Origin of the sequence: Shewanella sp. YQ_9, from assembly GCF_043103185.1 — a bacterium.
In the GTDB taxonomy this organism is placed as follows: Bacteria; Pseudomonadota; Gammaproteobacteria; order Enterobacterales; family Shewanellaceae; genus Shewanella; species Shewanella algae.
Genome location: NZ_JBICJO010000049.1, coordinates 1 through 23,314, shown reverse-complemented (window position 1 = coordinate 23,314; position 23,314 = coordinate 1). Strand labels below are relative to the sequence as shown.

Here is a 23,314-nt window from a genome sequence, read left to right as displayed (position 1 = left end):
TAATGCCGAAACTGTAGTAAGTGGCGATCTTATTCAATGGGCTGACTTTATCTTTGTCATGGAAAAGTCTCACAAGATTAAGGTCGCAAAGAAGTTTAAGGAGCTTCTGAAAGGCAAGAAGCTTGTGTGTCTGGATATTCCTGACAATTACCAGCGGATGGATCCTGCTCTTGTGACCTTACTTAAAAATAAGGTTGCCCAGCATGTTCGATTATCTTAGAAAATAATAAAAATCATGAACTTGCTATGTTAAGGCCTTAAATTCCGGAAAAGATAGCAACTGGCATAGCTTCAGTTTACCGAATTCATTATGCATTGACTTGAAATAAACAAGATATTGACCAGCATCACGCATACTTGTGTCTATGTAAAAAGGGCTCCTTCAACGGAGCCCTTGGTTTAGCGATTAACTGCGATTAAGTGCGACTAAAAGTGAGGCGTTGGCCCAGGGTATTGTCGATAAAGCGACTGCCGTCAAACAGTTGGTTACCATTGACCCAGGTACCACTGATAGATGCGGCAAACTTGTGGCCGGTAAAGGGCGACCAACCGCAGTGATAGCGGGTGTTTTCCAGCGTGGCCTCGAAAGGCTTGTTGAGATCCACCAGTACCAGATCCGCCAGATAGCCTTCGCGCAGATAGCCCCTGTCTTTGAGTTCAAAGCGCTCGGCCACCGCATGGCTGGTCTTTTGGACGATTTTTTCCAAACTGAAGTGCCCCTTGGCATGCAGATCCAGCAGGCCGAGCAGTGCATGTTGCACCAGCGGCAAACCGGACGGCGCCTTGAAATAGCTGTCGGCTTGCTTCTCTTCCCAGGTGTGCGGCGCGTGATCTGTGGCGATAATGTCAATGATGTCGCGATTGACAGCATCTATCAGTGCCTGTTGATCGGCAAGGGTCTTGATCGCCGGGTTACACTTTATCTGGCTGCCGAGGCGGGCGTAGTCACTGTCGTTGAACGAAAGATGGTGTACACAGACTTCGGCGGTAATGTTGGCACCCTTGAGTTGTGCCAGTTGCTTGGCCGGCTCAAACAGATAGAGCTCGTCGGCGGTGGTTAAATGCAGTACATGCAGGCGCGCCTTGTGACGGATGGCCAGTTCGGTCGCCAGCTGAGATGACTTGAGGCAGGCTTCACGGGAGCGGATTTCGCCGTGCAGCTCCATAGGTATGGCATCACCGTATTTTTCACGCATGGCGGCTTCATTGGCGGCTATGGTGGGGCTGTCTTCACAGTGAGTGGCAATGACCACAGGAGAGTTGGCGAAGATGCCGTCCAGAGTGGCACTGTTATCTACCAACATATTGCCGGTAGAGGCGCCCATAAAGATTTTCACCCCGCAGGCCTGGTTGGGATCGAGACGTTTAATCTCTTCCAGGTTATCGTTGGTGGCGCCGAGATAGAAAGCAAAGTTGGCCAATGAACTTTGAGACGCGCGGGTATACTTGTCTTCCAGCGCCTGCAGATTGGTGGTTTGCGGGTTTACATTGGGCATTTCCATAAAGCTTGTGATACCCCCGGCCACGGCGGCGCGGGATTCACTGGCGATGGTGCCCTTATTGGGGAAACCCGGCTCGCGGAAATGCACCTGATCGTCGATCATCCCCGGCAGCAGGTGTTTACCCTGAGCATCTATGACCTGAGCCCCTGCCGGAGCCGTGATCTGGGAGGCAATCTGGCTGATGCGGCCGTTGTCGATCAGCAGATCCTGAGTACGGATTGTTCCTTCATTAACCAATTGGGCGTTGCAGATGAGGGTTTTCATAGGATACCTGATTAGCGTTATTAATATTGGCAGTGACTTGCGTATAATACCGGAAACTCAAGCAAAAAGCTGTGGAGCTTTTGGACAAGATCACAGACTTTTTGCGAAAGATACGTCAAGTGCCGATACCCTGGCCTGTATCGGTTCAATCGGTGCCAATATCGGCCGGCCGATAACACATGGGTGGACTGTTTATCTGCCTGGGAGCGAGAATGCAATTATTTGTCAAAGATTTAACTGTGGTTGATTTTTCTTACCTGTGCCCGTTTCGCGGCATGGTAGGCGAAAGTTGGATAGTCGATGTGCTGCTCGACGGTGGCCTGGATGAGCAAAACATGTTGCTCGACTTTTCCAAGGTCAAGCGCACCATAAAGCAAACCATAGATGAGGTGGCCGATCACCGTTTATTGGTGCCCACCGCCTGTAGCCAGGTGCGTTGGCAACAGCAGGGCGACAAGGTGTGGATGGACTTCCATAGTCTGCGCGGCAGCATTCACCTGGCTTGCCCAGCGCAGGCTTTCGCCCTTATCCCCAGCGAGATTATCGACTTTGACAGCGTTAACCAGTTTTTGCACAAGGCGCTGACAGATGCCTTGCCGGACAATGTTCAGGGTATCAGCCTGACACTTCGCAACGAGGTGCTGGAAACGCCCTATTACCATTACAGTCACGGCTTGCGTAAGCACGACGGTAACTGCCAGCGTATCGCTCACGGTCACCGCAGTCCTGTCAATGTGTTTGCCGATGGTATCGCCGCGCCCAAATGGGATGAATACTGGGCCAAACGTTGGAAAGATATCTACCTTGGCAGTGAAGAAGATGTGGTTGGTGTCAGCGAGCTTGAGCTGTCACCCCAAACCAAGATAGATGACAAGAGCCATATTGGCTTCAGATACCAGGCGCCGCAGGGGGATTTCCAGTTGGCGATGCCAAGAGACTGCTGTGATTTGATCCCCCATGACACCACGGTCGAACTGTTGGCTCATTTTATGGCCGACAGCATGGCGGGCTTTGAGCCGGGCAAACATTTTAAAGTGGTAGCCTTCGAGGGCATAGGCAAGGGCGCCATCGCATCGGCGCAGCATCAGGGCGACGGATAGATACTGCCTGGCCTGAGCCGGACCAAGAATAAAGCCAATCTAAAAGCAATCTAGAGGCATCCGCAAATAGACCGCACCTTGGGGTCTATGGGGCGTAAAGATAAAGAGGAGTAAGAGTGAAGTTCAATAACAGCAAGATGCCAATCCCATCTTTTAAGGCGCTGCCGCTGATGCTGCTGGGCACTTTGGTTGTGAGTCCTATGCTGCAGGCTGAATCCAAGTCTGAGCTCCAGCCCAACATCAAACCCGAGTCATCACGGGTGCAGTTTCAGGGCAAGTTTGAGCAGGGGGCCCTGATCAGAGCAAGAACAGAGCCGGGTACTGAGGTGCAGCTCAATGGCGAGAGCATTACCTTGACGCCGGATGGCAGGTTTGCCTTTGGTTTTGAGCGTGAGGCCGCGCTCGAGCAGACGCTGACACTCAGTTATCCGGATGGCAGCAGTGAGAGCCGTAGCCTCAAACTCGACAAGCGGGATTATCGTATTCAGTATGTTGAAGGGATCAGCAAGAAAATCATGAAGCCGGATCCCAAGGCCCAGGAGCGCGCCGCCAAGGACAGCGCCCAGGTCAAGACGGCCCGCAGTCATTTCAGTACCCGGCAGGCGTTTGCCGACGACTTTATCTGGCCGCTGACAGGGCGAATTTCAGGGGTTTATGGCAGCCAAAGGGTCTACAACGGTAAGCCAGGCACACCGCACTATGGTGTGGATGTCGCTGCAAAAACCGGCACTGTGGTGGTGGCGCCGGCCGATGGCGTTATCAGCCTGTCGGTACCGGACATGTTCTATTCCGGCGGCACCATGATTATCGATCACGGCTATGGCGTCAGCTCCAGCTTTTTGCACTTAAGCAAGCTCTATGTCAAAGAGGGCGATGAGGTGAAACAGGGCCAGGCGGTGGCCGAAGTGGGGGCGACAGGACGAGCCACAGGGCCACATCTGGATTGGCGGGTCAACTGGTATCAGATGCGTCTGGATCCTACCACTTTAGTGCCGCCAATGAGTCAGGTATTACAGCAAGCCAAGAGTGACGCGAAAAAGTAGCGCTTTACTTTGACTGACTCATTGGACTGACTCACACTCGATGTCATACGCCGCCGGACTTGCCCCCTGGCGGCGTTGTTTTTTTCTTTGTCAGCCACAGGCTTAGAAGGGGTTGGCTATAATCATTCTATGAATATAGCCGGAAGAATAAGTGACTGATTTGAGACGTTGGGGGCGCGACGAATGGCTGCTGCTTTTGCTCGGAGGTTTGCTCTGTTATCTCAGCGGCCGACTGGGCATGGGCACTTTGGTATTGCAGCCGAGCAATATAACCCTTCTATGGTTACCTTCGGGGATAGGGCTTATTCTGTGCTTGCGTTTTGGCGCCGTCGCCATAGTCCCTTTGTTTCTCGCCTCCTTTCTGGCCAATCTTCCCGGGCTCAATAACGGTCATCTGAGCCAAACCTTGCTGCACACCTGGGTCTCCGCCGCAATTGATGCCCTGATGCCACTTTTGGCCGCCAGAATGCTGCGTTGGGCCCTGCCCATGGGGTTGCAAAGAGCCCGGGAGTTATTGGGTTTTGGGATCTACGCTTGTGTTATTCCTGTGGCGCTGTCCAGTATTCTGCTGGCGGCAAATCTTGTTTGGGGCGGTTATATCGACAAGAGTTACTGGCCAACCATGGCGGTGATGCTGTTTTTGGCTGACGCCCTGGGGATAGTCTTGGTTTATCAGGTGTATCTGGGGTGGTCTGAGCGGTTTTTTATCAGCCAACGGCAAATCCGGGCATCTTTGTTGTCGATCCTGGCTTTAGTACTCATTTTCTCTCTGGCATTTGGCAATCAACCCTGGGTCTTGTATCTGCTGTTGCCTGTGTTGGTGATGCAGGCATTTGAGGGCAGTTTCCTGCTGACTTGCAGCCTCAGCAGTGGTGCCTTCATTGTCGTTATCTGTGGCAGCGCCAAGGGGCTGGGGCCCTTCGATGCCGGATTGTATTCGGCAGAAACGGCGGAACTGGCGGCGTTTTGTTTTGCCAATGCGCTGGTCTTACTTGGGATTGCCCTGCAAAATCGCCAGTTGCGCCTATCCGAGCAGCACAGGGAAGCCTGGCAACAGGTGGCCTTTCGCGATCCGCTGACAGGGTTACTCAATCGCCGTGGATTCGAGCCGCAATTGGAGCTGGTGGATAAGCAGGCCAGGCTCAATCGTGAAGATTACAGCCTGGCGCTTTTGGATCTGGATCATTTCAAGTTAATCAACGACAGCTTTGGTCATGCCACCGGCGACAAAGTATTGAAGCAACTGGCCGGCTTAATGCAGGCCCAGTGTCGCCAATCGGATGCCATTGCCAGAATTGGTGGTGAGGAGTTTGCTATTTTGCTGCCAAACTGCGCGCCGGCTCAGGCTGTTAATCTGATGGAGCGGCTGCGGGCCAGAGTGGCCGATGAAGATTTCCATGATGAGAGCGGCCAACCTATCCGCCTCAGTATCAGCGTTGGCCTGGTTTCCGGCCCCGCTGGTTGTCGCTCGGGTAAAGATCTGCAGGATAAAGCCGATCATTTTCTTTATGTTGCCAAGGCTGAAGGGCGCAACCGGGTCGTTCAAGGGTAAAGCGGCATCAGAGCCGCTTACTGCTCGCTGGCGATAATGGCCTGAATGCTGTGAGGGTGCACCTTGACGCAGACACCGCCGGCCTTGAACGCCAACGTCGGGTTGGCCAGACGTTCGGCTTCGCCTTTAGGGCTGCTGGCCTTGAGTTTAATATCCGTGTCGCCATCGAGTGTGGCTTGGGTCCGGGGGCAAAGAGTACGCAGTTGCTCAGCCAGTTCATCGCAGCTTTGGGCGCCACCAGGCAAAACCAGCTCCAGATGTTCCCATCCCTCTTCGGGATAGTGTTTATCGCCGGGGAAGGGCAGCTCGACACAGGGAATTTGCCATTGACCCAGTTGTAGTGGCTGTTGCAGCCGTATGATCAGGATAGGGCGGCCGTTGATGATGTTTTCCGAGATAATTTCACCACATTGGGCAAACTCGGCCTTGAGCTTTTCTGCCGCGGCGACAGAGTTGACCCGCAGCGCGGCGTGATCGCACTCGCCTAAACGCTCGAGTCCCAAGCGCTCAATCAGGGGCATGATTTTGTCGGCAAAGGCTTGCCAGTCTGCCAGCAACTGCGACAGAGATTGAAGGTTTTGCATATTTGATTCCTGTTTCAGGGCCAAATTTCTATTGGCGTGCCCGGCTCAATCAACTGCCAGAGTTCATCCATCTCTTTATTGGTGAGGGCGATACAGCCGTTGGTCCAGTTAAACTGCTGCGCCTCTTCCGGAGTTAACCCAGAGCGGGGATTTTGGCCGTGGATCATGATTTGGCCGCCTGGGCTGACCCCAAGCGCCTTGGCCCTGAGTCTGTCCTCGTCATTGGGGTAGGAGATGTGAATCGCGCGGTAAAAGGCGCTGTCGGCCTTTTTGTAGTCCAGCAGATAGCGGCCCTCTGGGGTACGTTGATCGCCTTCCTGATATTTGTGGCCCTTGGGCATATCCCCCATGGCGATGCGATATTCCTTGATGACCTTACCGGCCTTAATCAGGCTCAGACGTGAATCTGACTTGTTGACCAGCACTAAATCCACCTGTGCCGAGGCAAAGGGACTGTACAACTGGGCAAACGCCAGCAGAAATATTGCATAAACTATATGACGAAACGATGGGCCCATGACCACTTGGCTCTGATTATGGTTATTTTGACGGGATAATAACTGAAAAAGGGGGCCCTCTTGAAGCCCTTGAACAAGATTGTTGCCGAGAGTCGCAGAGCGTCAGCCAGAGAATATTTGGCACTCACGCCAATGCGTGGCAGACTTACGCCCCTGCCTTTTGGGCGCGGCGCCACGAACTTGAATACGTGAGACTCGAAAGGGTGAAGATTGAGGTGCCGTTTGGTTGGAAAGTAAGGAAAGCTTAGCGCATGAATCAACATAAGATGACAGATACGCCGCCGGAGCCGGAACTCAAGCGTAAGCTCAGGATCATCATCTTTGGTACAGAAACGCCCGCCGGCCGCTGGTTTGATATCAGTTTGATCATCTGCATTATTCTCAGTGTTGCCCTGGTTTTTCTCGATACAGTGGCCGATATCCATGCCCGTTTCGGACATATCATCCTGGCACTGGAATGGGCCTTTACCTTGGTATTCACTCTGGAATATCTGCTGCGGCTCTATTGTTCCAGCAATCGCTTGAGTTATGCCCGCAGTTTTTACGGCGTAGTGGATCTGCTCAGTATCCTGCCCAGTTATCTGGCGCTGTTCTTCCCCGGGGCCAATTTTACCCTGGTGATCCGTATTCTGCGGCTGTTCAGAATTTTTCGGGTACTCAAGCTGCTCAGATACTTGAGTGAAGGGAACCTCCTGCTCAAGGCGATGCTGCAGTCGAGTCGCAAGGTGTTTATCTTCTTTTTCTCTGTGAGTCTTATCATTATGGTGCTCAGCGCCATCATGTATGTGGTCGAAGGCCCGGACAACGGCTTCAGCTCGATCCCCAAGTCTGTCTATTGGACCATAGTGACCATTACCACAGTAGGGTACGGTGATATCACTCCCAAGACCGAACTCGGCCAGGCCATAGCAGCGTTTACCATGCTTTTGGGTTATTCGATAATCGCCATTCCCACGGGGATCCTCACCGCTGAAATCTCCCAGGAGATGGGCCGTAGCCGCGATCTGCGCCGCTGCGCCAACTGCTTGAAAACCGGGCATGATCACCATGCTCTCTACTGTAACCGTTGTGGCAGTGAACTGGAGCCACCTCCGGAAGAAAACAAGGACTAGGGTGTCAAACAACCAATCATCTGCTAAGACAGTCACTCAAACAGGCACTCAGGCCGTCACTCAGGCTAAGTTTGTTGAGGGCAATATACTGCGTCACATTCTGGTGATGAGCTCTACCGCGGCCGTTGGGATCTCGGCACTGTTTGTGGTGGACCTGCTGGATATTTTCTTCCTCAGCATGCTGGGAGAGCTGGAGTTGGCGGCCGCCGTGGGCTATGCAGGTACCATCTCTTTCTTTACCACTTCCATAGGTATCGGCCTGTCGATTGCGCTGGGGGCACTGGTGTCCCGCGCCGTAGGTGCCAGAGACACAGAAGGGGCCAAGCGCTTGCTGCTGAATGCCGCCATGGTAACTCTGCTGGTATCCAGTCTGATGGCGATAGTGGTGACGGCTCTTATCCCTGAACTGCTGGCGCTGGTGGGTGCCAGGGGACATACCGCCGAGCTGGCCGCCGATTATCTGTATATTCTGGTGCCTTCCTTGCCGGTCATCTGTTTGGCGATGGCGCTTGGCAGTGCCCTGCGCGCCGTGGGTGATGCCAGGCTCTCCATGCTATCGACCCTGGCGGGCGGCGCGGTCAATGCCGTATTTGACCCCATTTTTATTTTCCTGTTTGCCATGGGCATAGAAGGCGCGGCTACCGCCTCGGTATTGGCGCGCCTCAGTGTGCTGCTGATCGCGGCAAGAGGTGTGTTTATCAAACACGGCCTTTGGAGCCGTTTCGAACTTGCGAGCTTTCGCGGCGATCTGCGCGCCATTTTTGCCATCGCAGGGCCGGCCATGCTGACCAATGTGGCCACCCCCATAGGCAATGCGGTAGTGACCCGGGCGATTGCCGACTTTGGTGACAGCTTCGTTGCCGGCTGGGCCGTCGTTGGGCGTTTGACCCCTGTGGCCTTTGGAATGATCTTTGCGCTTTCCGGCGCCATAGGGCCCATCATAGGGCAGAATTATGGCGCCAGGGCCTATGACAGGCTCAGCGAATGCCTGACAAGGGCGCTGCAATTCTGTATCGCCTATGTGCTTGGAATGTCGCTGCTGCTGTGGTTGCTGCGCGAGCCTTTGGTATTGGCATTCGACATGCGCGGGGATTCTGCCGAGCTGGTACGTTTCTTCTGCCAGTATATGGCGCTGTTTTTCCTGTTCAACGGCGCACTGTTTGTGGCCAACGCCTCTTTCAACAATCTGGGTAAAGCCAAGTATTCGACCGCCTTCAATGTGGGCAAGGCCACTATCGGGACGCTGCCATTTGTTTATCTGGGAGCCGAGCTCGGTGGGGTATATGGAGTCTTGATTGGTCAGGCACTGGGTTCAGTGCTCTTTGGTGTATTGGCGGTGATCACCGCCTATCGCTTGGTTGCCAGAGTGGCCGCCAATGGCCGCCAGCAAGGTCTTGAGGCCGACAGGCTTGATGAGGAGGAACTCTCCATGGCCTCCAGCAGTCCATTGTCGTCTTCCTGTACCCAGATGGGGCAGATGACCGAAGAGCTGGAGCCGATAGCCAGTGCCCAGGCTACCTCGCCCCAGCGGGAGAGGTCTTAATGCCGGGAACGGCTCATGCGTTTAAAGAGGGGGCCTGGAAATGTTTTATTGGGTGTCAGATTGGGAAGTTGCGGCCGCAGCGCTTTCAGTAGCGCCGTTATCTGGCTGCTCAACAGCATTGTTTTCTGCTTGCTCGGCGGCAGCGATTTTGGCGCGCTCGGCCTTGGAGATGTAACCCTGTTTAGCGGGGCCTGAGTTGGGGATCTCTTTCTTGTTTTCCCGGGCTTTGGCACGCTTGGCCAGTTTTTTGGTCAGTTTTTGTCGCTTGTTCATGCTAAATTTCCTGGTACTTCCCACTTGGATGGGCAAAGGGCAGGCATTTTAGCCTGCCGGCGGCCGGGCAACAAGCTCAACCTGTCTCAGTGTCGGTGTTTGAATACCGCGATGACTGGAGCCGACTTACAGGAACAGGGTCATGAAGACACCGATATAGCTCATGGAAACCGCGACCCCAATACTGAGCAGGGCCATATCCAACATCAGTGGCCTATCCGGCGTTTTGGCAGCCTTGATAAGTTCTACCACGCTGGTGGGGATCACTATCAGCCCCGAGACTATCAGCAACAAAAAACCGGGGCGGAACAGGCTGAGTTGCAGTGCGCTGTCATCCTGCCACAGGTGCGCATATTGATCGCCAAACAGCAATAACGCCATGGCGACCACGGCCGACAGACTGGTGGCCAACAACAACTGACGATTAACCTTGCCGCGGTTAACCGGCTCTTCTATCTCCTGAATAATTCCTGTGGGTTCCATCTCAAATACACCTGAAGCGGGAAACTGCGGCAAAACTAGCAAATTTGAGGCTTATTTTCAAAAAAATTACTTGTTGCCGAAGCGACTCCTGTCCATCTCACTGGCGCCATCCCGACATTCACCGCGGATCTCCCCTCTGTCGGATTGCAGCAGACGACTGAGTTCATAAAAACCTTCACGGCAGTATTGATTCATTTTGAGGGTGTTATCGAGCCCAAGCTGCAGTTGCTGTTCAAATACGGCTTGCCTGGCTTCTCTAATAGCCAGTTGTTGGCGCATCTCCTTTGCCGTACGTGGTGCCTGGACACTTATCCTGTAACTGCCGCCAGAATCGGGCGTTATCAGCCGCGCCGTATAGGTAAAGAGCTTCAAGCCATCGGCCTTGATATCCGTCTGGAAATTGTCTTTGATGGCACCGGCAAAATCGGCCGGATCTATGCTGGGTTTTGAGCTGCAACTACAAAGCAGCAGTGGCAGTAATAACAGAAAAAGCGCACGCATAAGCTGGGGTGATTATCCTTATTATTTTTTTGGAGATACAAATTATCGTTAACTTACTGCAGAATAAGCACAATTGCATTAACGGCGTGATAAGTCAGCGCAGCATCGACCTCTACCGCCTTTGTTTGATAACCGGATGGTAGGGTATGTTCGAGTATCTTCAACATCTTTTCGATAAGGTGCAATGGCAACCTGGGCTGACGGATATCCTCTATTTGGTTCTGCTCGTTGGCTGGTTTGCCTGGATCTGGCCCAAACGGGACTGGCAACAACTGCTGGCGGACAAGAGCTTGCAGTGGCGGGCGCTGCTCAGTACCTTGGCCATTAATGGCCTTTGGCTGCTCAATGCCAGTGTTACCGAGGGGATCCACGCTCATTTTTTGGCCCTGGTAACCCTGATGCTGATGTTCGGCTGGCGCTTGGCGTCCGTATTGATGCTGCTACCTGTAAGCTTCTTTTGCCTGTTTGTCTATCACCAGCCCTGGATGCTGGGCCCCATGATGTTGTTTGCTGTCTGCCTGCCGCTTTTATTGGCATTGACAGTACACAGCTTGAGTTATCATAAATTACCCAAACATTTGTTTGTGTTCATTTTTGTGGCAGGTTTTCTCAATGCCGGGCTATCTGTCGTCAGCCATATTCTCGCTTGGTCGACTTATCTCTGGGCCAGCACGGATTACAGTGCCACTTACCTGGTGGATAACTATCTGCTGCTTATTCCGCTGCTTGGATTCCCGGAGGCTTTACTCAACGGTATGGCAGTGACTCTATTGGTGGTTTACCGGCCCGAGTGGCTCTACGACTACTCGGACCGGGTCTATCTCTGGCGTCACTGACAGGTGCGACTTTAGTCTTTGGGGGCGCGGATCACCAGGGTGCCGGCGAGTTTGTCATGCCAGCTTTGTTTCCGGGGATCGAAGGCCACCCAGAGATAGCCAAGGCCGAGTACCAGAGTAGAGGGGATATAGCCTAAATAGCGCACTATCAGGCTGGCGGTTGATGGCTTTTGCAAAGTGTCGGCATCAACAATGACGGCTCTTAGCACCATCTTGCCCGGAGTCGCCGACTTATAATGCCAGAACAAGATGATCAAGATGAAAGGCAACAGGTAGTTGATCACAACATCGAGCGGGCCCAAGATTAGGGCATCGTTCTCCAATATGGCATCAATGCCAAAGACTAGCAGAGTCAGTGGCACTGTGATGCACATCAACATGAGTGAGTCCAGCAGGGTTGCCGCCAGTCGCTCCCAAAAACCGACATAGATGGGATAGCTGGATTCATTGCTTGCTGCTTCTGCAACGGGTGGTGGAGGCGTCATTCCCGAGGCCAGTTCCGTAGGGATTGTCTGTTCTTGATGAGCCAAGACTGACTCTATGTTGCGTGGGTTTTGCTCTGCTGCCATTTACTCTGTCCCTGATTAATAATTACTGTTGGGACGATACACAGGAATAAAGCTTGGAACAAGCTGTGCCTGCCGTATTGGCACGGCAGGCAAGGGACTGATCAGCCGAAACGCTGATTGAGATAGCTGATGATGTCGTTGGATTCATACATCCAGGTCACTTCACCGGCTTGTTCTATTTTCAAACAGGGAACTTTCATGGTGCCGCCCCCGTTTTGCAGGGCACTCTTGTGTGGCTCCTGCTTGGCATCCAGGGTGGTGATATTCAGGCTCTGGCGTTTCATGGCTCGTCTTACCTTGACGCAGAAAGGGCAGGCCGGATACTGATACAGGCTGAGGCTACGACATTGTTCATCGATATCCGCCTGCTGCTCGGGTTGCCGCTTAAGGCCCTTGGGTGAAAAAACAAAGTTGAGCAGCAAAATAATCCGCCCCAGGATCCAACGAATAACAAACATAAGCATCCTCTATATAAGCTTGAAACGGCAGGCAGTTTAACTCAGTGGTGGTGAAACTCAAGCCTGGACTTGGAGTTCAAGGGTAGCGATGATTTCATCTTCATCCTCCGGATCCGGCCCTTGCTCAACAAAGCCGAAACCGGCGTAAAACTCTCTTGCTGTTTGGTTTTCATCTGCATAGCAGATATGCACCCGCTGCGCATTTTCCTGGGCGCGGATCTCCTCGAGTACCAGAGCCATCGCGCGGCTGCCTATGCCTTTTTGCTGATACCCTTCGGCTACCATGAAGCGGAATATGTTGTAATCGTCGGGTTTTTCTTCTTCAGCAAGCGATTCATACATCAAAAAGCCTACCGGAGTGTCGTTCAGGTAAATCGCCTTGGGCACATAGAAAGGAAAAAACTGGGCTTCGGCGATGGAAAGCATGTTATCGGCCAGCAGATCGCGTTGCTCCGGCTTGGGTTGAGGAAGGTGCGAATAAGGCCTCGTGGCACTCTGGCTTGCACAGCAATTGGCGTTCAAGGCATCTGACTGAAGACATGCCGGGGCCTGTCGAAGTCGGATAACGCAGAGAGCCTGTTGCTGTTAAAGCCCCGAAGGGCGTGGCTTACAGACCCGTCTGCTGTGTTGTGCTTCTTGCAAAGGACTAAGGCCATTTGCTGCGAACCACGCCTTGCATCCAGGCCTGTAAGTCGACGCAGAGCACACATGGGACTTATTCGCACCTTCCTGTAAGCTCGCCTACGATTTCAAAGTTGTCTCGGGTTATCTGTTGCAGACTTATTGGCATTTGTGGTTATTGGTTTTGGCTGAATTGATTGCCGGCGATAATAACAGCCCTGCAACACTTTACCAGTTCAATAATCCGTCATGAATACGAAAAAGGCTCCCATAGGAGCCTTTCTTAGGTGATTTCAATAGGTTTTAATCGGCATTCAGTGACAGAATTGCCTGAGATGCATCCTGTTTCATCTCTGTCTTGCTGTCGAGCAGGAAGACTCTTTCCGGGGCGACGGCTGCTCTGTCCACCAGGAAGGCCTTGATGGCCTGGGCCCTGGCCTGAGCCAGATTAGCCAGCTCGTTATTGCTGATCTCCTGAGCGCTGAGCAGTTGGTTGTAAAGGCCCATATGCCAGACGGTGAGCAGGGTATCTTCATCGACTTTTTCACCGTCGGCCTTTTCGGCAAGTTTTTGCTTCACTTTGTCTTTTTCCGCATCGGCATCCAGTTTGAGCTGTTGCTCGAACAATTCCACCAGGGCATCTGCCAGCTTACCCTGGGTAGGGAATCGACTGGCGCTCAGCTCGTCCGGTAGGGCTGCAAGCTTGCTGGCCTTGAGCAGTTGCAGCTGCAGTTTTTGCTCTGCCAGTGCCTCACTGTCTTCCCGCAGCGCCACGCTGCCTTCAATGCTCAATTGCAGCTTGGGCCTGTCATCCAGCGCCTTGGCCAGCTTGCTCAGCTTATCTTCGGCGTCAGCGCCCAGCGTGGCTATACCGGGTTGGAAAGCGACCAGGTTCAGCTCTTCATCACTGCCAACCAGACCGGCCAGCAAAGAGAAGGGGGCGGTGACCGCCTTGGTGATGACATTGGTGATGGCGGTCATCACTATGCTGCCAAAGCTGAAACTTGGGCTGTCGAGATCTCCTGAAACCTGTAAGCCAAGATCTATCACCCCATGTCTGTCCTGCAAAAGGGCGATAGCCAAGGTAATCGGCAAACTGGTGGCCAGATCGGAATCACTGGGTTTACCCAGCTTAAGCTGATCTATCACCAGATGATTGTCTCCCTTCAGCTGGTTGTCTTCCAGTTGATAGTTGAGCGCTAAAGACAGCTGGCCTTTGTCTATGTAGTAACCGGCATAGGTGCCCGAATAGGGATTCACCGAGGTCAACTCGACACTCTTGAATACCAAATCCAGATCCAGATAGGGTTTCTCCAGCAGCGGATTCACCTCTCCCCTTAGGGTGACTGGAGCATACTTGTCTATCTTGCCCTTGATATCGACACTGGCCTTGGTTCCCGGGGTAGAAGACAGGTGGCTTATCTTGCCTTCCAGCGCCTCGATACCTGAAGCAAAGTTAGGGGTGAGGGAGTTATCGGCAAAATAGGCCGAGCCGTTTTTGATGGCAATGCTGCCGATATCCAGTTTAAATGCCTTATCTGTCGAGGCCTTGGTGTTGATTTTTTCCTTGGCGGCCGTTTGCTGTGGCGCTTCGTTTTCCTGGCTTTGTTTTGTCTGCGACTGAGCCGCCGAGTTATCACCAGGTGGTTCGGCGCGGATCAGCTCGCCGATATTAGTGCGCTGATCTTCGGTGATCATCACCTTGGCGTATGGCTGTTCCAGCAATATATTGCTGATTTTTAGGCTGTTTGCTTCGGAATCAAAGCTCATCGCATCTATCGCCATATTCTGCCATTTCAGCAGAGGCTCAAATGCCAATCCATCCTTGATAAGCAGCTTGCCAATTCCGGCTTGTCCCTGAAAATGGGCCTTACCCTCGGCGTTGGCAGTGAACTTGCCCTGAGTGCTCAACTTGCCGCTTTCAAGCTGCATATTGAGATAGGGCGTCAGATAGGGCTGGAACTGCTGCAGCTCCAGCTCAGTCAGCGTCAGCTCGCCATTGACAGTGAATGCCCTGGCATCTATCGCGCCGGTGGAGCTGAACTGGCCTTGGCTGGTTTCCGGCTGGGTTTGGGCATCAGAACTCAGTGCCAGTTGCAACTGGTAGTCTATGCTTCCTTCGAGATCGGAACGCACTGGACCTGTGGTGATATCCAATGGGTAGACACGCCAGTGGACACCATCGCTTTGCTGCTGCTCAAACAGGTTGAGATCGGCCTGTTTGAGACTGATTTTGCCAATAGTCAGCAGCCACTGTTTCTCTTGCTCCTGGGCTTTGTTTGGCTCTGCGGCTGTATGCGCTGTGGCTTTTTCTTTCGCTGTGGCCTTATTTAACGCCTCGGTTTCATCTGCCGCCTCTGGTTGGGCTAGTGCTGGTTCCACTTGTGCCTCGGCCGCGGTGTCATCGGGCTTGGCATTTGTGGCAGGCATGGCGGGCATAAAGAGCTGCTGTAAATCCAGGCCTTGCTTATCCAGGCGGGCATCGGCCCACAGGCCTTGCAGCGCCAGTTCGTCGATATCAACATTCTGGTTGTCGCCGTCCACCCGAATGTTATCCAGTGCCAACAGCGGCAACTTGACTCTGGCTTGCTGTTGGTCGGAGAACAGCAGATTTTCCAGAATAAACCGGCCCTTGTGAGTACTGTAATGCAGTTGGTCTTGTTGCTGTTTCAACTGGTACTGGCTTTGGAAGCTGAGTTCACCGTCACTGAGCTTAGCGGCAATAAGCCCATCGGCAAACGGCCAGAAGGGTAGCAGGGAAACTTTGGCCAGTTGCAGCTCACCGCTGACTTCGAGAGGCTGCAGCTGAAACTGTCCCTGAGTCTGCAATTGTCCGTTATCGCTGCCGGTCAACGACAGGGCATAGCGGTTGGCATCTTTCGCCAGTACCGGTTCGTTCTCGTCTTCCGGCAAGCTGAGGCTATAAGCCTTGGTATCCAAAGCTTGCAGGCTGAAATTAAGCTCGTCGTAACTGAGCTCTGTATTGGCGACCTTATCCATATAAGCGAACTTACCCTCTGTTACCCGGATATCCCGGGCAATGACTCTGGGCGGTTCAGAGGCGTCTTCTGTAGCCTCGGCTTGCGGTGTTTGATTGGCTTCAAGGTGGGCAAGCATATCGCTGAAGTTGAATTGAGCTTGGCCATTCTCTGACGCCAGCCTTTGCACATTCACTTGCGGATCAAAGAGGTAGATATGATCTATGGCGATGGCCCCTTGGGTCAGCGAGCGCCAAAATGCCAGCTCCAACTCAAGCTGGCTGAAAGATGCAAAGACTTGCTGTGGGTCGCTCTCCTGCAGGGCGAAGTTATCCAGACGGACTCTGAGAAGGAAAGGATTGATGCTGATATCGTTCAGGCTCGCCTGACGGCCGAGCAGTTGTTGCAGTTGCTTTGGGGCTTGCGACTTTATCACCCAGGGGGCGAGCCCACCAAGCAACAGGGCGTAGAGGCCATACCCGATGAGCAGATAGATGCCTGTTTTGATGGCGAGCGGCGCCCGGCGAAAGCGTGAAAAGAGCTGAGTCAGCACATTGGGCATAGCGGTGTGAGATCCCTTGAAGCAGGTTTGCGGCAAAAATTTGGCGTTATTCTAACGCGTATTCGGTATGCTTTGTAAGTCACTTCTGAACCTATGATTCTTGTTATCTTGCTCGATACATGCATGATACAAAAAGAAAACTTAGCTAAGGAAGGTGTGAATAAGTCCTCGCGGCACTCTGGCTTACACAGCAATTGGCATTCAAGGCATCTGACTGAAGGCATGCCGGGGCCTGTCGAAGTCGGATAACGCAGAGAGCCAGTTGCTGTGAGAGCCCCGAAGGGCGTGGCTTACAGACCTGCCTGCTGTGTTGTACTTCTTGCAAAGGACTAAGGCCATTTGCTGCGAACCACGCCTTGCATCCAGGCCTGTAAGCCGACGCAGAGCACGCATGGGACTTGTTCGCACCTTCCCTAACTCATGTTGCAATGATCAAGAGCGCTTTTCGCTGAACATTGCATTCACAAGAGGGCAATAACCAAGGTTGTAAAGACCTTGAATGCTCAGTATCAGCTCAGCAAACCTGAATCCTGGCAAGGCTATTGCCTTTGCCCGTCTTTATCCTTTGGTTGGGCTGCTGTAGGTGATGGCGGCGATAATGGCACCGCAGGGGTCTTTTATCCAACAAAAGCGGCCGACCTGGGGAATGTCCTCTGGGCCGTAGAGTACATCGCCCCCCAGTGCTTTGGCCTTAATGGCGACGGCGTCGACATCTTTAACGGTAATGTAGCCGGTCCAGTTACTTGGCATAGCCGGCGCCGGGCTGTCCGTGATGCCACCTATGCTGATACCGTCATTTTCTATGATGTGATAGGGGCCTTGTGGCAACTGCATCGTCTTGAAGCTCCATCCAAAAATATCACCATAAAACCGCATCGCCAGCTCAGAATCATTGGCGGTCAGTTCGTGCCAACTTAAGGCTCCATGGGTAGTAAAGGGGGAGTTCATAGATAGGTTCTCCTGAGACTGAGGGGCTGACAATTCGGCTGCGAAGATCGCCGGCCAGCGGATCTTGAGCCGCTTTGAGTTCAGCTTTGAGTGTAGTCGAGTCGGCTGTGCTTTGTGGCTTTCTTGGACTACGAAGAAGAGGGGCACAAGATGCCGGAGCCCGAATTATGGAAACCTTTTCGGCGCTGAAGAATGTGCTAACAGCAAAGTTGAAGGGGGAGGTTAGCTGATGAGCTTGATGTAATCTGCAATCTCAGTGCGGCCCCATTCATGGGCAAACTCAAGGGCTCCCATTTCCTTCATCGTCTGGCCGGTATAACGGATGCTGGTATCTATGCCCGCCTCAACCAACCGCTTCACAATATGGAAGTGGCCATAATGAATTGCGGTAAAAAGGGGATTACGGTCTGGCTCAGAAGTATCGAGCCTTGCGCCAAGGCCGATGAAGTAGTTCAAAATATCTTCGTTGCCATTCGAAGCAGCCCTATGGATTGGGCTGCTACCACTGAGATTGTCTCTACTATCTATATCGGCTCCCAGCTTGACTAGAGCCTGGCACAATTCCAAGTTGTCATTATCAGCCGCAATATGAAGAAAGCTGCCCAATGGCGTTTGTAACTGAACCAGCTCAGTGTTCATTGATAGAAAGTCGATTGCATCAGCGGTTCTCTTCTCCCTGATGCATGCCATGAGTGTCCTTAATTTCAGTATTACTGCTTCGTTCACTTATTTATCCGTCCTGACTTAATGATTCCCTGTGGATATCAAGCCTAGTGTTTTCGAGTGTATTCGATTAATCGACCGCCTCATGCTTGCCGAGTTTTACCGTAAAATACTGGCAAACATTCACAAGTGGCCTGTATACCTAAGGAAGGTGCGAACAAGTCCTCGTGGCACTCTGTTTGTAGAGATAGGCCTAAATTGCAGTTGGCGCTTTGGCAGAAGGTTGCGGCGACTCACTAGGTGCAGAAGTTCTTACTATTAGGATCATCAGGGTTCAGTACTTGTATCCTGAAGTCCGGTGCCAAATTAAACCGTTTTATAACGCTCGATATTCGGTCAGATGTTAATGCAGAACCGAAATCCAAGAAGAATGGGATTGGATCATTATTGATAGCCCACATTTCATTCATTTTCTTGGCTAATTCTCTGGCTTGCTCCCAATCTCCTGCAAATATCTTGGAGTAATCAAAATAGGGCCATGCTGCGATATCATCTTCCTCTGCCGAATCTTCGCTGAAGAGAAAGGATACGCTAATCTCCGAGTGCCAGGGAAACACGCCTACATCAATGATTCTTAGCTCTTTTTTACCAAAATTATCTACCGCTTCCTGCAGTTTTCCTTCTAGCAGTTGCTCAATATTTTCTCTGCTGTATTCCATATCCATTTCTTTTGATGTCTTAATTAAGTTGTATTGGCTTACATGAACAATCGGGCTTCATGCCTGCTTTACCAAGGATGCAAGATGCAGTCCGGTTTGCCTATGTCCAGACCTTTATGGCGAAGAATATCGTAGGCCGTAACCATGTGGAAGTAAAAATTGGGGATGAGGAAGTCATTGATATATAAGGTACCTGGAAGGCCTATGTACGAGCCTTGACCCAGCTCAATGCGCGTTACTTCCGAAATCTTTGAATCATCACACTGTGCAACAAGCAACAGTTGTTTGGTGTTGTTGATATGTTCCAGCGCCTATCTAACGATTCCACATGAGGATGAGCTAAAGGACAAAAGATATGCCTGTCCTGTCTTTTGCGAAAAGATATGCCTGTCCTGTCTTTTGCGCTGTCTTTTGCATCTGACAAGCCCGCTTATGAGGCAGGTCCCGGAAAACATGGTCATGTGGTTAAACCTCACGCCGCTCTCTTCGAAAGAGTTGCAAGGTCAGCCGTCGACACTTACTCGTCAAAGTCCGATGCTCCTTTGCATGTTATGCTTTTGGCGGCCAATTATAGTTTACCCATTCTTCATAAAAATCAACTTCATACTGTAGATTGGTTATTTTATGGGGCAATTTAGCAGCTCTTAAAAACTCTGAAAATTGTGAAACGACTTTTCTGGCCGGGATCCGGGATTTATGAGATATAAACATTGAAAATGTGTACACATCATTTTCTTGAGATTCAAACGTAAAACCTGCAATTTCAGATACTTTGTTTTGCTTTAGTACAAATGTGTTTGAGAGAGTCTCTACAAGCTCTAATTCTATAGGACACTTACTGAGGTGCTTTTTCAAGCATTCCAGCCCCATTACTGCCACTATCTCTATATCGAAATCCTGATCCATGATTCTTAATTCCACATAACGTCCGTCTGATCTTGATGCGTTGCTATTAAATCCAAGAGAGCCATAATTCTTGCACTCACGTCTATAGCCGAATGGCCTAATAAAGAGGCGAAAGACTGATGTTCTCTCAGTGGAAAAATCAATCTTTTAGGGGGCCGACGCTACTGCTAATAGTGGAGTCCATATTGTTCTTACTGTTCTTCTTGATGGCGTCATGTGGGCTGATAATATAGCCAAAAACTAAATAACTGTTCCAAACAGTAGATTACTGCAAAGATATCGTCTCCAAGTAGTAACTTGACGCAGTTATAACACCAAGCCTGATGAGCTGGGCTCCAAGAGCACATGTTAGGAAACCCTTGTGCCACAAGGGTTCTGCATGGTGTAGCACAAATAGGAGCAGTTATTTAGCTATTGACGCCACCGTCGTTTGTTCTGTGTCTATTAATTGCTTGAGCTGCGCCACCCTGCACTTAACCATTTGTGCAACCAACTCTTCAGGAATAGGCTTATTTAAAGGAAATTGAACAGAACCTTTTGCGTATTTGAAGCCCGATAGCTGTTTTTTAAACTCTTCTATTACGTCAGGATGAGGATAAAACCCAACGTGCTGCTTGTAGCCCGCTATCATTATCTGCTTTTCTCTTTTACCACCCTCGACTAAAGCGAACGCTGGAATATTGTAGTTCATGAGCTCACAAATATAGGGAGCACTTTTTCAAATCACAGAGCGTAATTCTTCAAGCACCTTCCGAACGTCAGCCGATTGCGCAGAAATATAATCATCTACTTCGGCAGATTTAAGGTCGCTGTTACTCATAATCGATCATCCCCAATTCCTGTGAACTCCTAGGCATAATGATTCCCTGTGCAGGTGTCGGCCTCCGTGTTTTCTCGTGGATTAGTTAAACCAGAGCCACACTGTTTGCTGATCCAATAGGCAAACAATCACAGGAGGCCGACATGTCTAAAGCTAACACACTTTTTATCGGGTTGGATGTACACAAGGAGACCACTGATGTGACTTGGGTACTAATAGTGTCCGTATTGCTTCAAATGCATATAGCTTAGTACTGTTGCCCTTCAAAAAAATCTACAACTTTAATAAAACGAACACCGGATAATTTTCTCTGAACGATAAAATCAACTACCTTCTGATGGAAAAATAGATAACTTTTAGAACAATTAGCGATTTTGAATATCAATCGTTCGTTTTCTGCTATTTTTTCCAAAACACGGCCGTCTAGAGAAAACTTCATAACTTCTAAGAGTTCATCGTCATCAAAATCGAAAGTTTCAATGGAAGAATTATCACGATCAAGACAGTCAAGCTCTTTATAAAAACCCAAATACCAATAGTTTTCATGCCACACGTTATTATCATCAATATATATTGAAGGATAAATTTGCATCCCATCAATATCATAATTATCCATTTTCAGCTTAACTTCCTTATTAATTAACAAACCAGCAGAATCAACAAACAAGTCCGTTAGTGGCCATCTATTTTTGTCTTCACCCTTAAAACCGTTCAAAAAGAACAAAGGCTTTTCTCCATAAACCAGTTGCTTGAAATGATATTGTCTTTTTGCAGTATTTAAGTCTGGCTTAATGTAAATCTGGTTATCTCCACTAGGACGAAAAGCAATGTAATACTCATCATTATAATTTTTCACTGGTCTATCCTTAATAAAATATCAAGCCGCCCATTATAAAATAGCTTGTTATGTCAAATTTGGTAATTCATCTTTTGCCAAATTAATTAGCTGCTCTAAATACTTTTTTGAAACGCTTCTGATTTCTTTGGATAGAATAAATAACCATTCCTTTCGGCCACGATCTGTATCTAAATCTGGCAGACTTTCTTCATTGATTTGGAACCTTACTTGGTAAAGTTCGGCATGAGCTTGCTTCAATACTTCTTGAAACTTGGATGATGAGAACAACCCGCCAGAAACACTATGTCTTGCAATCTTACGTACGTATGAATCAAAATCTACGTCCCCTTCAATGACTGGTTCACCGCAATGGGATGCTCTTACATATTCACACCAAAATATTATTTCTTCAAATGACTCAATCACTTCTTTGTAGATTGATCGCCGTTCATCCCAGATTTTTTCTCTTTTAAATTTTCTTAGTGCCAATAAAGATCCCAAATACGCGGCGATAAATCCCACAGTCAATAGTGCTATAAATTTAGAGAACTCGTCGATTTCCACTTGCTACTCCCTAGACATAACGCCTCAATCAGCCGACGCGTCAGCGGTCGGCTGAATTGATTTGTTAGGCTTTTCTTGCTTTCTTTCTCGGTCACTCAATTTACTTTCGTTCTTTTCAGAGCGTTCCATTTCGAAGGTTTTCATCCTTTTCATGACGTCACGAAGCATTACAACCGTGATTGGAATGACTGTCATTACAAGCATCATTGGAAGTAATTTAGACGTAACACCTGACAACCCTTCTGAGATAAAGTCTTCTTTGTCTTTGATGTATACAAACAGCGTTGTAACCAAAGCCATCATTGCTGTAACCGTGCCAAGCATTAAACTAATGTCCGAACTGCTACCTCTGTTGACCCGTATATATTCAACAACTTTCTGGACATCCAGACCTTCTTTTTTAACTTCTTTCAATGCAGTAAGAAGATCGCAAAACTCTAATTTTTGCTGTGATGATAAGAAGGTGTTGTCCATAACTTCTTTGATAAGTTCGTTAGCCAGCGACGCTCTGCTATAAAGATCTGTTTCATCTACGGAGTATTTCCTAGCAGTTGCAGAAAACAATGCATCAAGCATACCCTTTGAAGGCATTACTTTTTCGGCTATGGCAGGTCTTATTGCATAGATAATTTCATTATTCGCTGTTGCGACTTTCTGTAGATACTCTCTTCTTTCTCTTTTAGAAAATAGATAGCGAGTTATAAGAGTAACGAACAAGCCGCTTAATACACCGCCCCCTATGCCTACAACCCAAGGATTTGAAAGAAATTCCATCATTTCTCCTAACTTTGATACTAGAGCCTAGACATAATGATTCCCTGTGCAGGTGTCGGCCTCCGTGTTTTCTCGTGGATTAGTTAAACCAGAGCCACACTGTTTGTTGATCCAATAGGCAAACAATCATAGGAGGCCGACATGTCTAAAGCTAACACACTTTTTATCGGGTTGGACGTACACAAGGAGACCACTGACGTGGCCTGGGTTTCTGATAAGTCTGCTGAGACTGTGCATTACCATGGCACAATCCCAACCAACCTGCGTTTATTTGATAAACTCATTAAAAATCAGCAAGGCTCCTGCGGCGAACACAAGTAATGCGAATAACCAAACTCGCGCGGTTCTATTCAAAAGAGTGCAAGGTCAACCGCCGACACTTACTCGCCAAAGTCCGACTGTCAGAGTGTCCTTACCGGAGATTTTTGGGTCTCCGGTAAGGACACTTTTATCTATTTGACAATGGGAATCATATCGCCCTGCTAAGGGGTGAGCAATGCACTGGAAAAGCCACTGCACACGGCCTTAATCACAAAATTCACCGCATGCTAAAAATGCCACGCATTGCGAATCCCTCTTAAGC

27 protein-coding genes are annotated in these 23,314 nt (G+C 50.2%); 8 read left to right on the top strand and 19 right to left on the bottom strand.

Translation table 11 applies throughout. The features are described from left to right. A partial coding sequence (locus ACF8D4_RS14480; protein ID WP_392468797.1) for a phosphotyrosine protein phosphatase occupies window positions 1–220 on the top strand: 220 nt, incomplete at its 5' end. A 196-nt stretch (window positions 221–416) separates the two neighbouring features. On the opposite strand, the gene ACF8D4_RS14475 is transcribed toward ACF8D4_RS14480, so the two are convergent. Further along, window positions 417–1,766: a dihydroorotase gene (locus tag ACF8D4_RS14475; protein ID WP_025889417.1), complete on the bottom strand. Its 1,350-nt coding sequence runs from the start codon at window positions 1,764–1,766 to the stop codon at window positions 417–419. Window positions 1,767–1,978: 212 nt separating this feature from the next. Here ACF8D4_RS14475 and ACF8D4_RS14470 point away from each other — a divergent pair, with 212 nt between their 5' ends. The 3 genes from ACF8D4_RS14470 to ACF8D4_RS14460 all read left to right on the top strand — a co-directional run bounded on the left by ACF8D4_RS14470 (window position 1,979) and on the right by ACF8D4_RS14460 (window position 5,461). Then, the gene (locus ACF8D4_RS14470; RefSeq protein ID WP_345855062.1) at window positions 1,979–2,866 is read left to right on the top strand and encodes a 6-carboxytetrahydropterin synthase; all 888 of its coding nucleotides are present in this window, start codon (window positions 1,979–1,981) and stop codon (window positions 2,864–2,866) included. A 200-nt stretch (window positions 2,867–3,066) separates the two neighbouring features. Further along, window positions 3,067–3,909, top strand: a complete 843-nt coding sequence (locus tag ACF8D4_RS14465; protein ID WP_107111741.1) for a M23 family metallopeptidase — start codon at window positions 3,067–3,069, stop codon at window positions 3,907–3,909. Window positions 3,910–4,060: 151 nt separating this feature from the next. Next, the gene (locus ACF8D4_RS14460; protein WP_392466491.1) at window positions 4,061–5,461 is read left to right on the top strand and encodes a diguanylate cyclase; all 1,401 of its coding nucleotides are present in this window, start codon (window positions 4,061–4,063) and stop codon (window positions 5,459–5,461) included. Between the two features lie 17 nt (window positions 5,462–5,478). Here ACF8D4_RS14460 and ACF8D4_RS14455 read toward each other — a convergent pair whose 3' ends face one another. Both ACF8D4_RS14455 and ACF8D4_RS14450 read right to left on the bottom strand, forming a co-directional pair. Then, window positions 5,479–6,045, bottom strand: coding sequence for a VOC family protein (locus tag ACF8D4_RS14455; protein WP_054745732.1), 567 nt, complete (start codon window positions 6,043–6,045; stop codon window positions 5,479–5,481). Window positions 6,046–6,059: 14 nt separating this feature from the next. Further along, window positions 6,060–6,563 carry a murein L,D-transpeptidase family protein gene (locus tag ACF8D4_RS14450; RefSeq protein ID WP_025011447.1) on the bottom strand — a complete coding sequence of 168 codons (504 nt, stop codon included), beginning with the start codon at window positions 6,561–6,563 and terminating at the stop codon, window positions 6,060–6,062. A gap of 251 nt (window positions 6,564–6,814) precedes the next feature. Between ACF8D4_RS14450 and ACF8D4_RS14445 the strand changes: the two genes are divergently transcribed. Together ACF8D4_RS14445 and ACF8D4_RS14440 are read left to right on the top strand one after the other, a co-directional pair. Next, a complete protein-coding gene (locus tag ACF8D4_RS14445; protein ID WP_025011446.1) occupies window positions 6,815–7,675 on the top strand; it encodes an ion transporter in 861 nt (286 codons plus the stop codon). A 106-nt stretch (window positions 7,676–7,781) separates the two neighbouring features. Continuing rightward, entirely contained in the window at window positions 7,782–9,218 is a 1,437-nt protein-coding gene (locus ACF8D4_RS14440; RefSeq protein WP_223828985.1) for an MATE family efflux transporter, read from the top strand. Window positions 9,219–9,263: 45 nt separating this feature from the next. Here ACF8D4_RS14440 and ACF8D4_RS14435 read toward each other — a convergent pair whose 3' ends face one another. The 3 genes from ACF8D4_RS14435 to ACF8D4_RS14425 all read right to left on the bottom strand — a co-directional run bounded on the left by ACF8D4_RS14435 (window position 9,264) and on the right by ACF8D4_RS14425 (window position 10,475). After that, on the bottom strand, window positions 9,264–9,491 hold the full coding sequence (locus ACF8D4_RS14435; protein ID WP_025011444.1) for a DUF2986 domain-containing protein: 228 nt from the start codon (window positions 9,489–9,491) through the stop codon (window positions 9,264–9,266). A gap of 126 nt (window positions 9,492–9,617) precedes the next feature. Next, a complete protein-coding gene (locus tag ACF8D4_RS14430) occupies window positions 9,618–9,974 on the bottom strand; it encodes a hypothetical protein (RefSeq protein WP_392466487.1) in 357 nt (118 codons plus the stop codon). Between the two features lie 66 nt (window positions 9,975–10,040). After that, window positions 10,041–10,475 (bottom strand): hypothetical protein, encoded by a 435-nt coding sequence (locus ACF8D4_RS14425; RefSeq protein WP_045284035.1) that lies wholly within the window; start codon window positions 10,473–10,475, stop codon window positions 10,041–10,043. 146 nt (window positions 10,476–10,621) lie between these two features. Between ACF8D4_RS14425 and ACF8D4_RS14420 the strand changes: the two genes are divergently transcribed. Continuing rightward, the gene (locus ACF8D4_RS14420; protein WP_107004949.1) at window positions 10,622–11,311 is read left to right on the top strand and encodes an energy-coupling factor ABC transporter permease; all 690 of its coding nucleotides are present in this window, start codon (window positions 10,622–10,624) and stop codon (window positions 11,309–11,311) included. An 11-nt stretch (window positions 11,312–11,322) separates the two neighbouring features. Here the strand turns inward: ACF8D4_RS14420 and ACF8D4_RS14415 are convergent, their stop codons facing one another. From ACF8D4_RS14415 to ACF8D4_RS14355, 13 genes are all read right to left on the bottom strand, one after another. After that, window positions 11,323–11,880 carry an RDD family protein gene (locus tag ACF8D4_RS14415; protein ID WP_223828835.1) on the bottom strand — a complete coding sequence of 186 codons (558 nt, stop codon included), beginning with the start codon at window positions 11,878–11,880 and terminating at the stop codon, window positions 11,323–11,325. A 101-nt stretch (window positions 11,881–11,981) separates the two neighbouring features. After that, the gene (locus ACF8D4_RS14410) at window positions 11,982–12,338 is read right to left on the bottom strand and encodes a glutathione S-transferase N-terminal domain-containing protein (RefSeq protein ID WP_025889405.1); all 357 of its coding nucleotides are present in this window, start codon (window positions 12,336–12,338) and stop codon (window positions 11,982–11,984) included. Between the two features lie 57 nt (window positions 12,339–12,395). Beyond that, on the bottom strand, window positions 12,396–12,860 hold the full coding sequence (locus tag ACF8D4_RS14405; protein WP_392466482.1) for a GNAT family N-acetyltransferase: 465 nt from the start codon (window positions 12,858–12,860) through the stop codon (window positions 12,396–12,398). A 402-nt stretch (window positions 12,861–13,262) separates the two neighbouring features. Beyond that, window positions 13,263–16,499 (bottom strand): DUF748 domain-containing protein, encoded by a 3,237-nt coding sequence (locus tag ACF8D4_RS14400; RefSeq protein ID WP_392466481.1) that lies wholly within the window; start codon window positions 16,497–16,499, stop codon window positions 13,263–13,265. Between the two features lie 558 nt (window positions 16,500–17,057). Then, window positions 17,058–17,447: a VOC family protein gene (locus ACF8D4_RS14395; RefSeq protein WP_028781657.1), complete on the bottom strand. Its 390-nt coding sequence runs from the start codon at window positions 17,445–17,447 to the stop codon at window positions 17,058–17,060. A gap of 222 nt (window positions 17,448–17,669) precedes the next feature. Next, entirely contained in the window at window positions 17,670–18,173 is a 504-nt protein-coding gene (locus ACF8D4_RS14390; protein WP_186264642.1) for an ankyrin repeat domain-containing protein, read from the bottom strand. Window positions 18,174–18,406: 233 nt separating this feature from the next. Beyond that, window positions 18,407–18,829, bottom strand: a complete 423-nt coding sequence (locus ACF8D4_RS14385; protein WP_392466480.1) for a hypothetical protein — start codon at window positions 18,827–18,829, stop codon at window positions 18,407–18,409. Window positions 18,830–18,897: 68 nt separating this feature from the next. Then, window positions 18,898–19,128, bottom strand: a complete 231-nt coding sequence (locus tag ACF8D4_RS14380) for a DUF1993 family protein (RefSeq protein ID WP_392466510.1) — start codon at window positions 19,126–19,128, stop codon at window positions 18,898–18,900. A gap of 250 nt (window positions 19,129–19,378) precedes the next feature. Then, complete coding sequence (locus ACF8D4_RS14375) at window positions 19,379–19,735, bottom strand: hypothetical protein (RefSeq protein ID WP_219012320.1); 357 nt, start codon at window positions 19,733–19,735, stop codon at window positions 19,379–19,381. A gap of 403 nt (window positions 19,736–20,138) precedes the next feature. Then, complete coding sequence (locus tag ACF8D4_RS14370) at window positions 20,139–20,438, bottom strand: iron chaperone (RefSeq protein ID WP_371874337.1); 300 nt, start codon at window positions 20,436–20,438, stop codon at window positions 20,139–20,141. A 364-nt stretch (window positions 20,439–20,802) separates the two neighbouring features. Next, window positions 20,803–21,411, bottom strand: coding sequence for an imm11 family protein (locus ACF8D4_RS14365; RefSeq protein WP_392466477.1), 609 nt, complete (start codon window positions 21,409–21,411; stop codon window positions 20,803–20,805). Window positions 21,412–21,459: 48 nt separating this feature from the next. Beyond that, on the bottom strand, window positions 21,460–21,957 hold the full coding sequence (locus tag ACF8D4_RS14360) for a hypothetical protein (RefSeq protein ID WP_392466474.1): 498 nt from the start codon (window positions 21,955–21,957) through the stop codon (window positions 21,460–21,462). A gap of 24 nt (window positions 21,958–21,981) precedes the next feature. After that, window positions 21,982–22,734 carry a hypothetical protein gene (locus tag ACF8D4_RS14355; protein ID WP_392466473.1) on the bottom strand — a complete coding sequence of 251 codons (753 nt, stop codon included), beginning with the start codon at window positions 22,732–22,734 and terminating at the stop codon, window positions 21,982–21,984. Between the two features lie 138 nt (window positions 22,735–22,872). Here ACF8D4_RS14355 and ACF8D4_RS14350 point away from each other — a divergent pair, with 138 nt between their 5' ends. Next, complete coding sequence (locus tag ACF8D4_RS14350) at window positions 22,873–23,052, top strand: hypothetical protein (protein WP_054745922.1); 180 nt, start codon at window positions 22,873–22,875, stop codon at window positions 23,050–23,052. The last annotated feature ends 262 nt before the right edge of the window (window positions 23,053–23,314 follow it).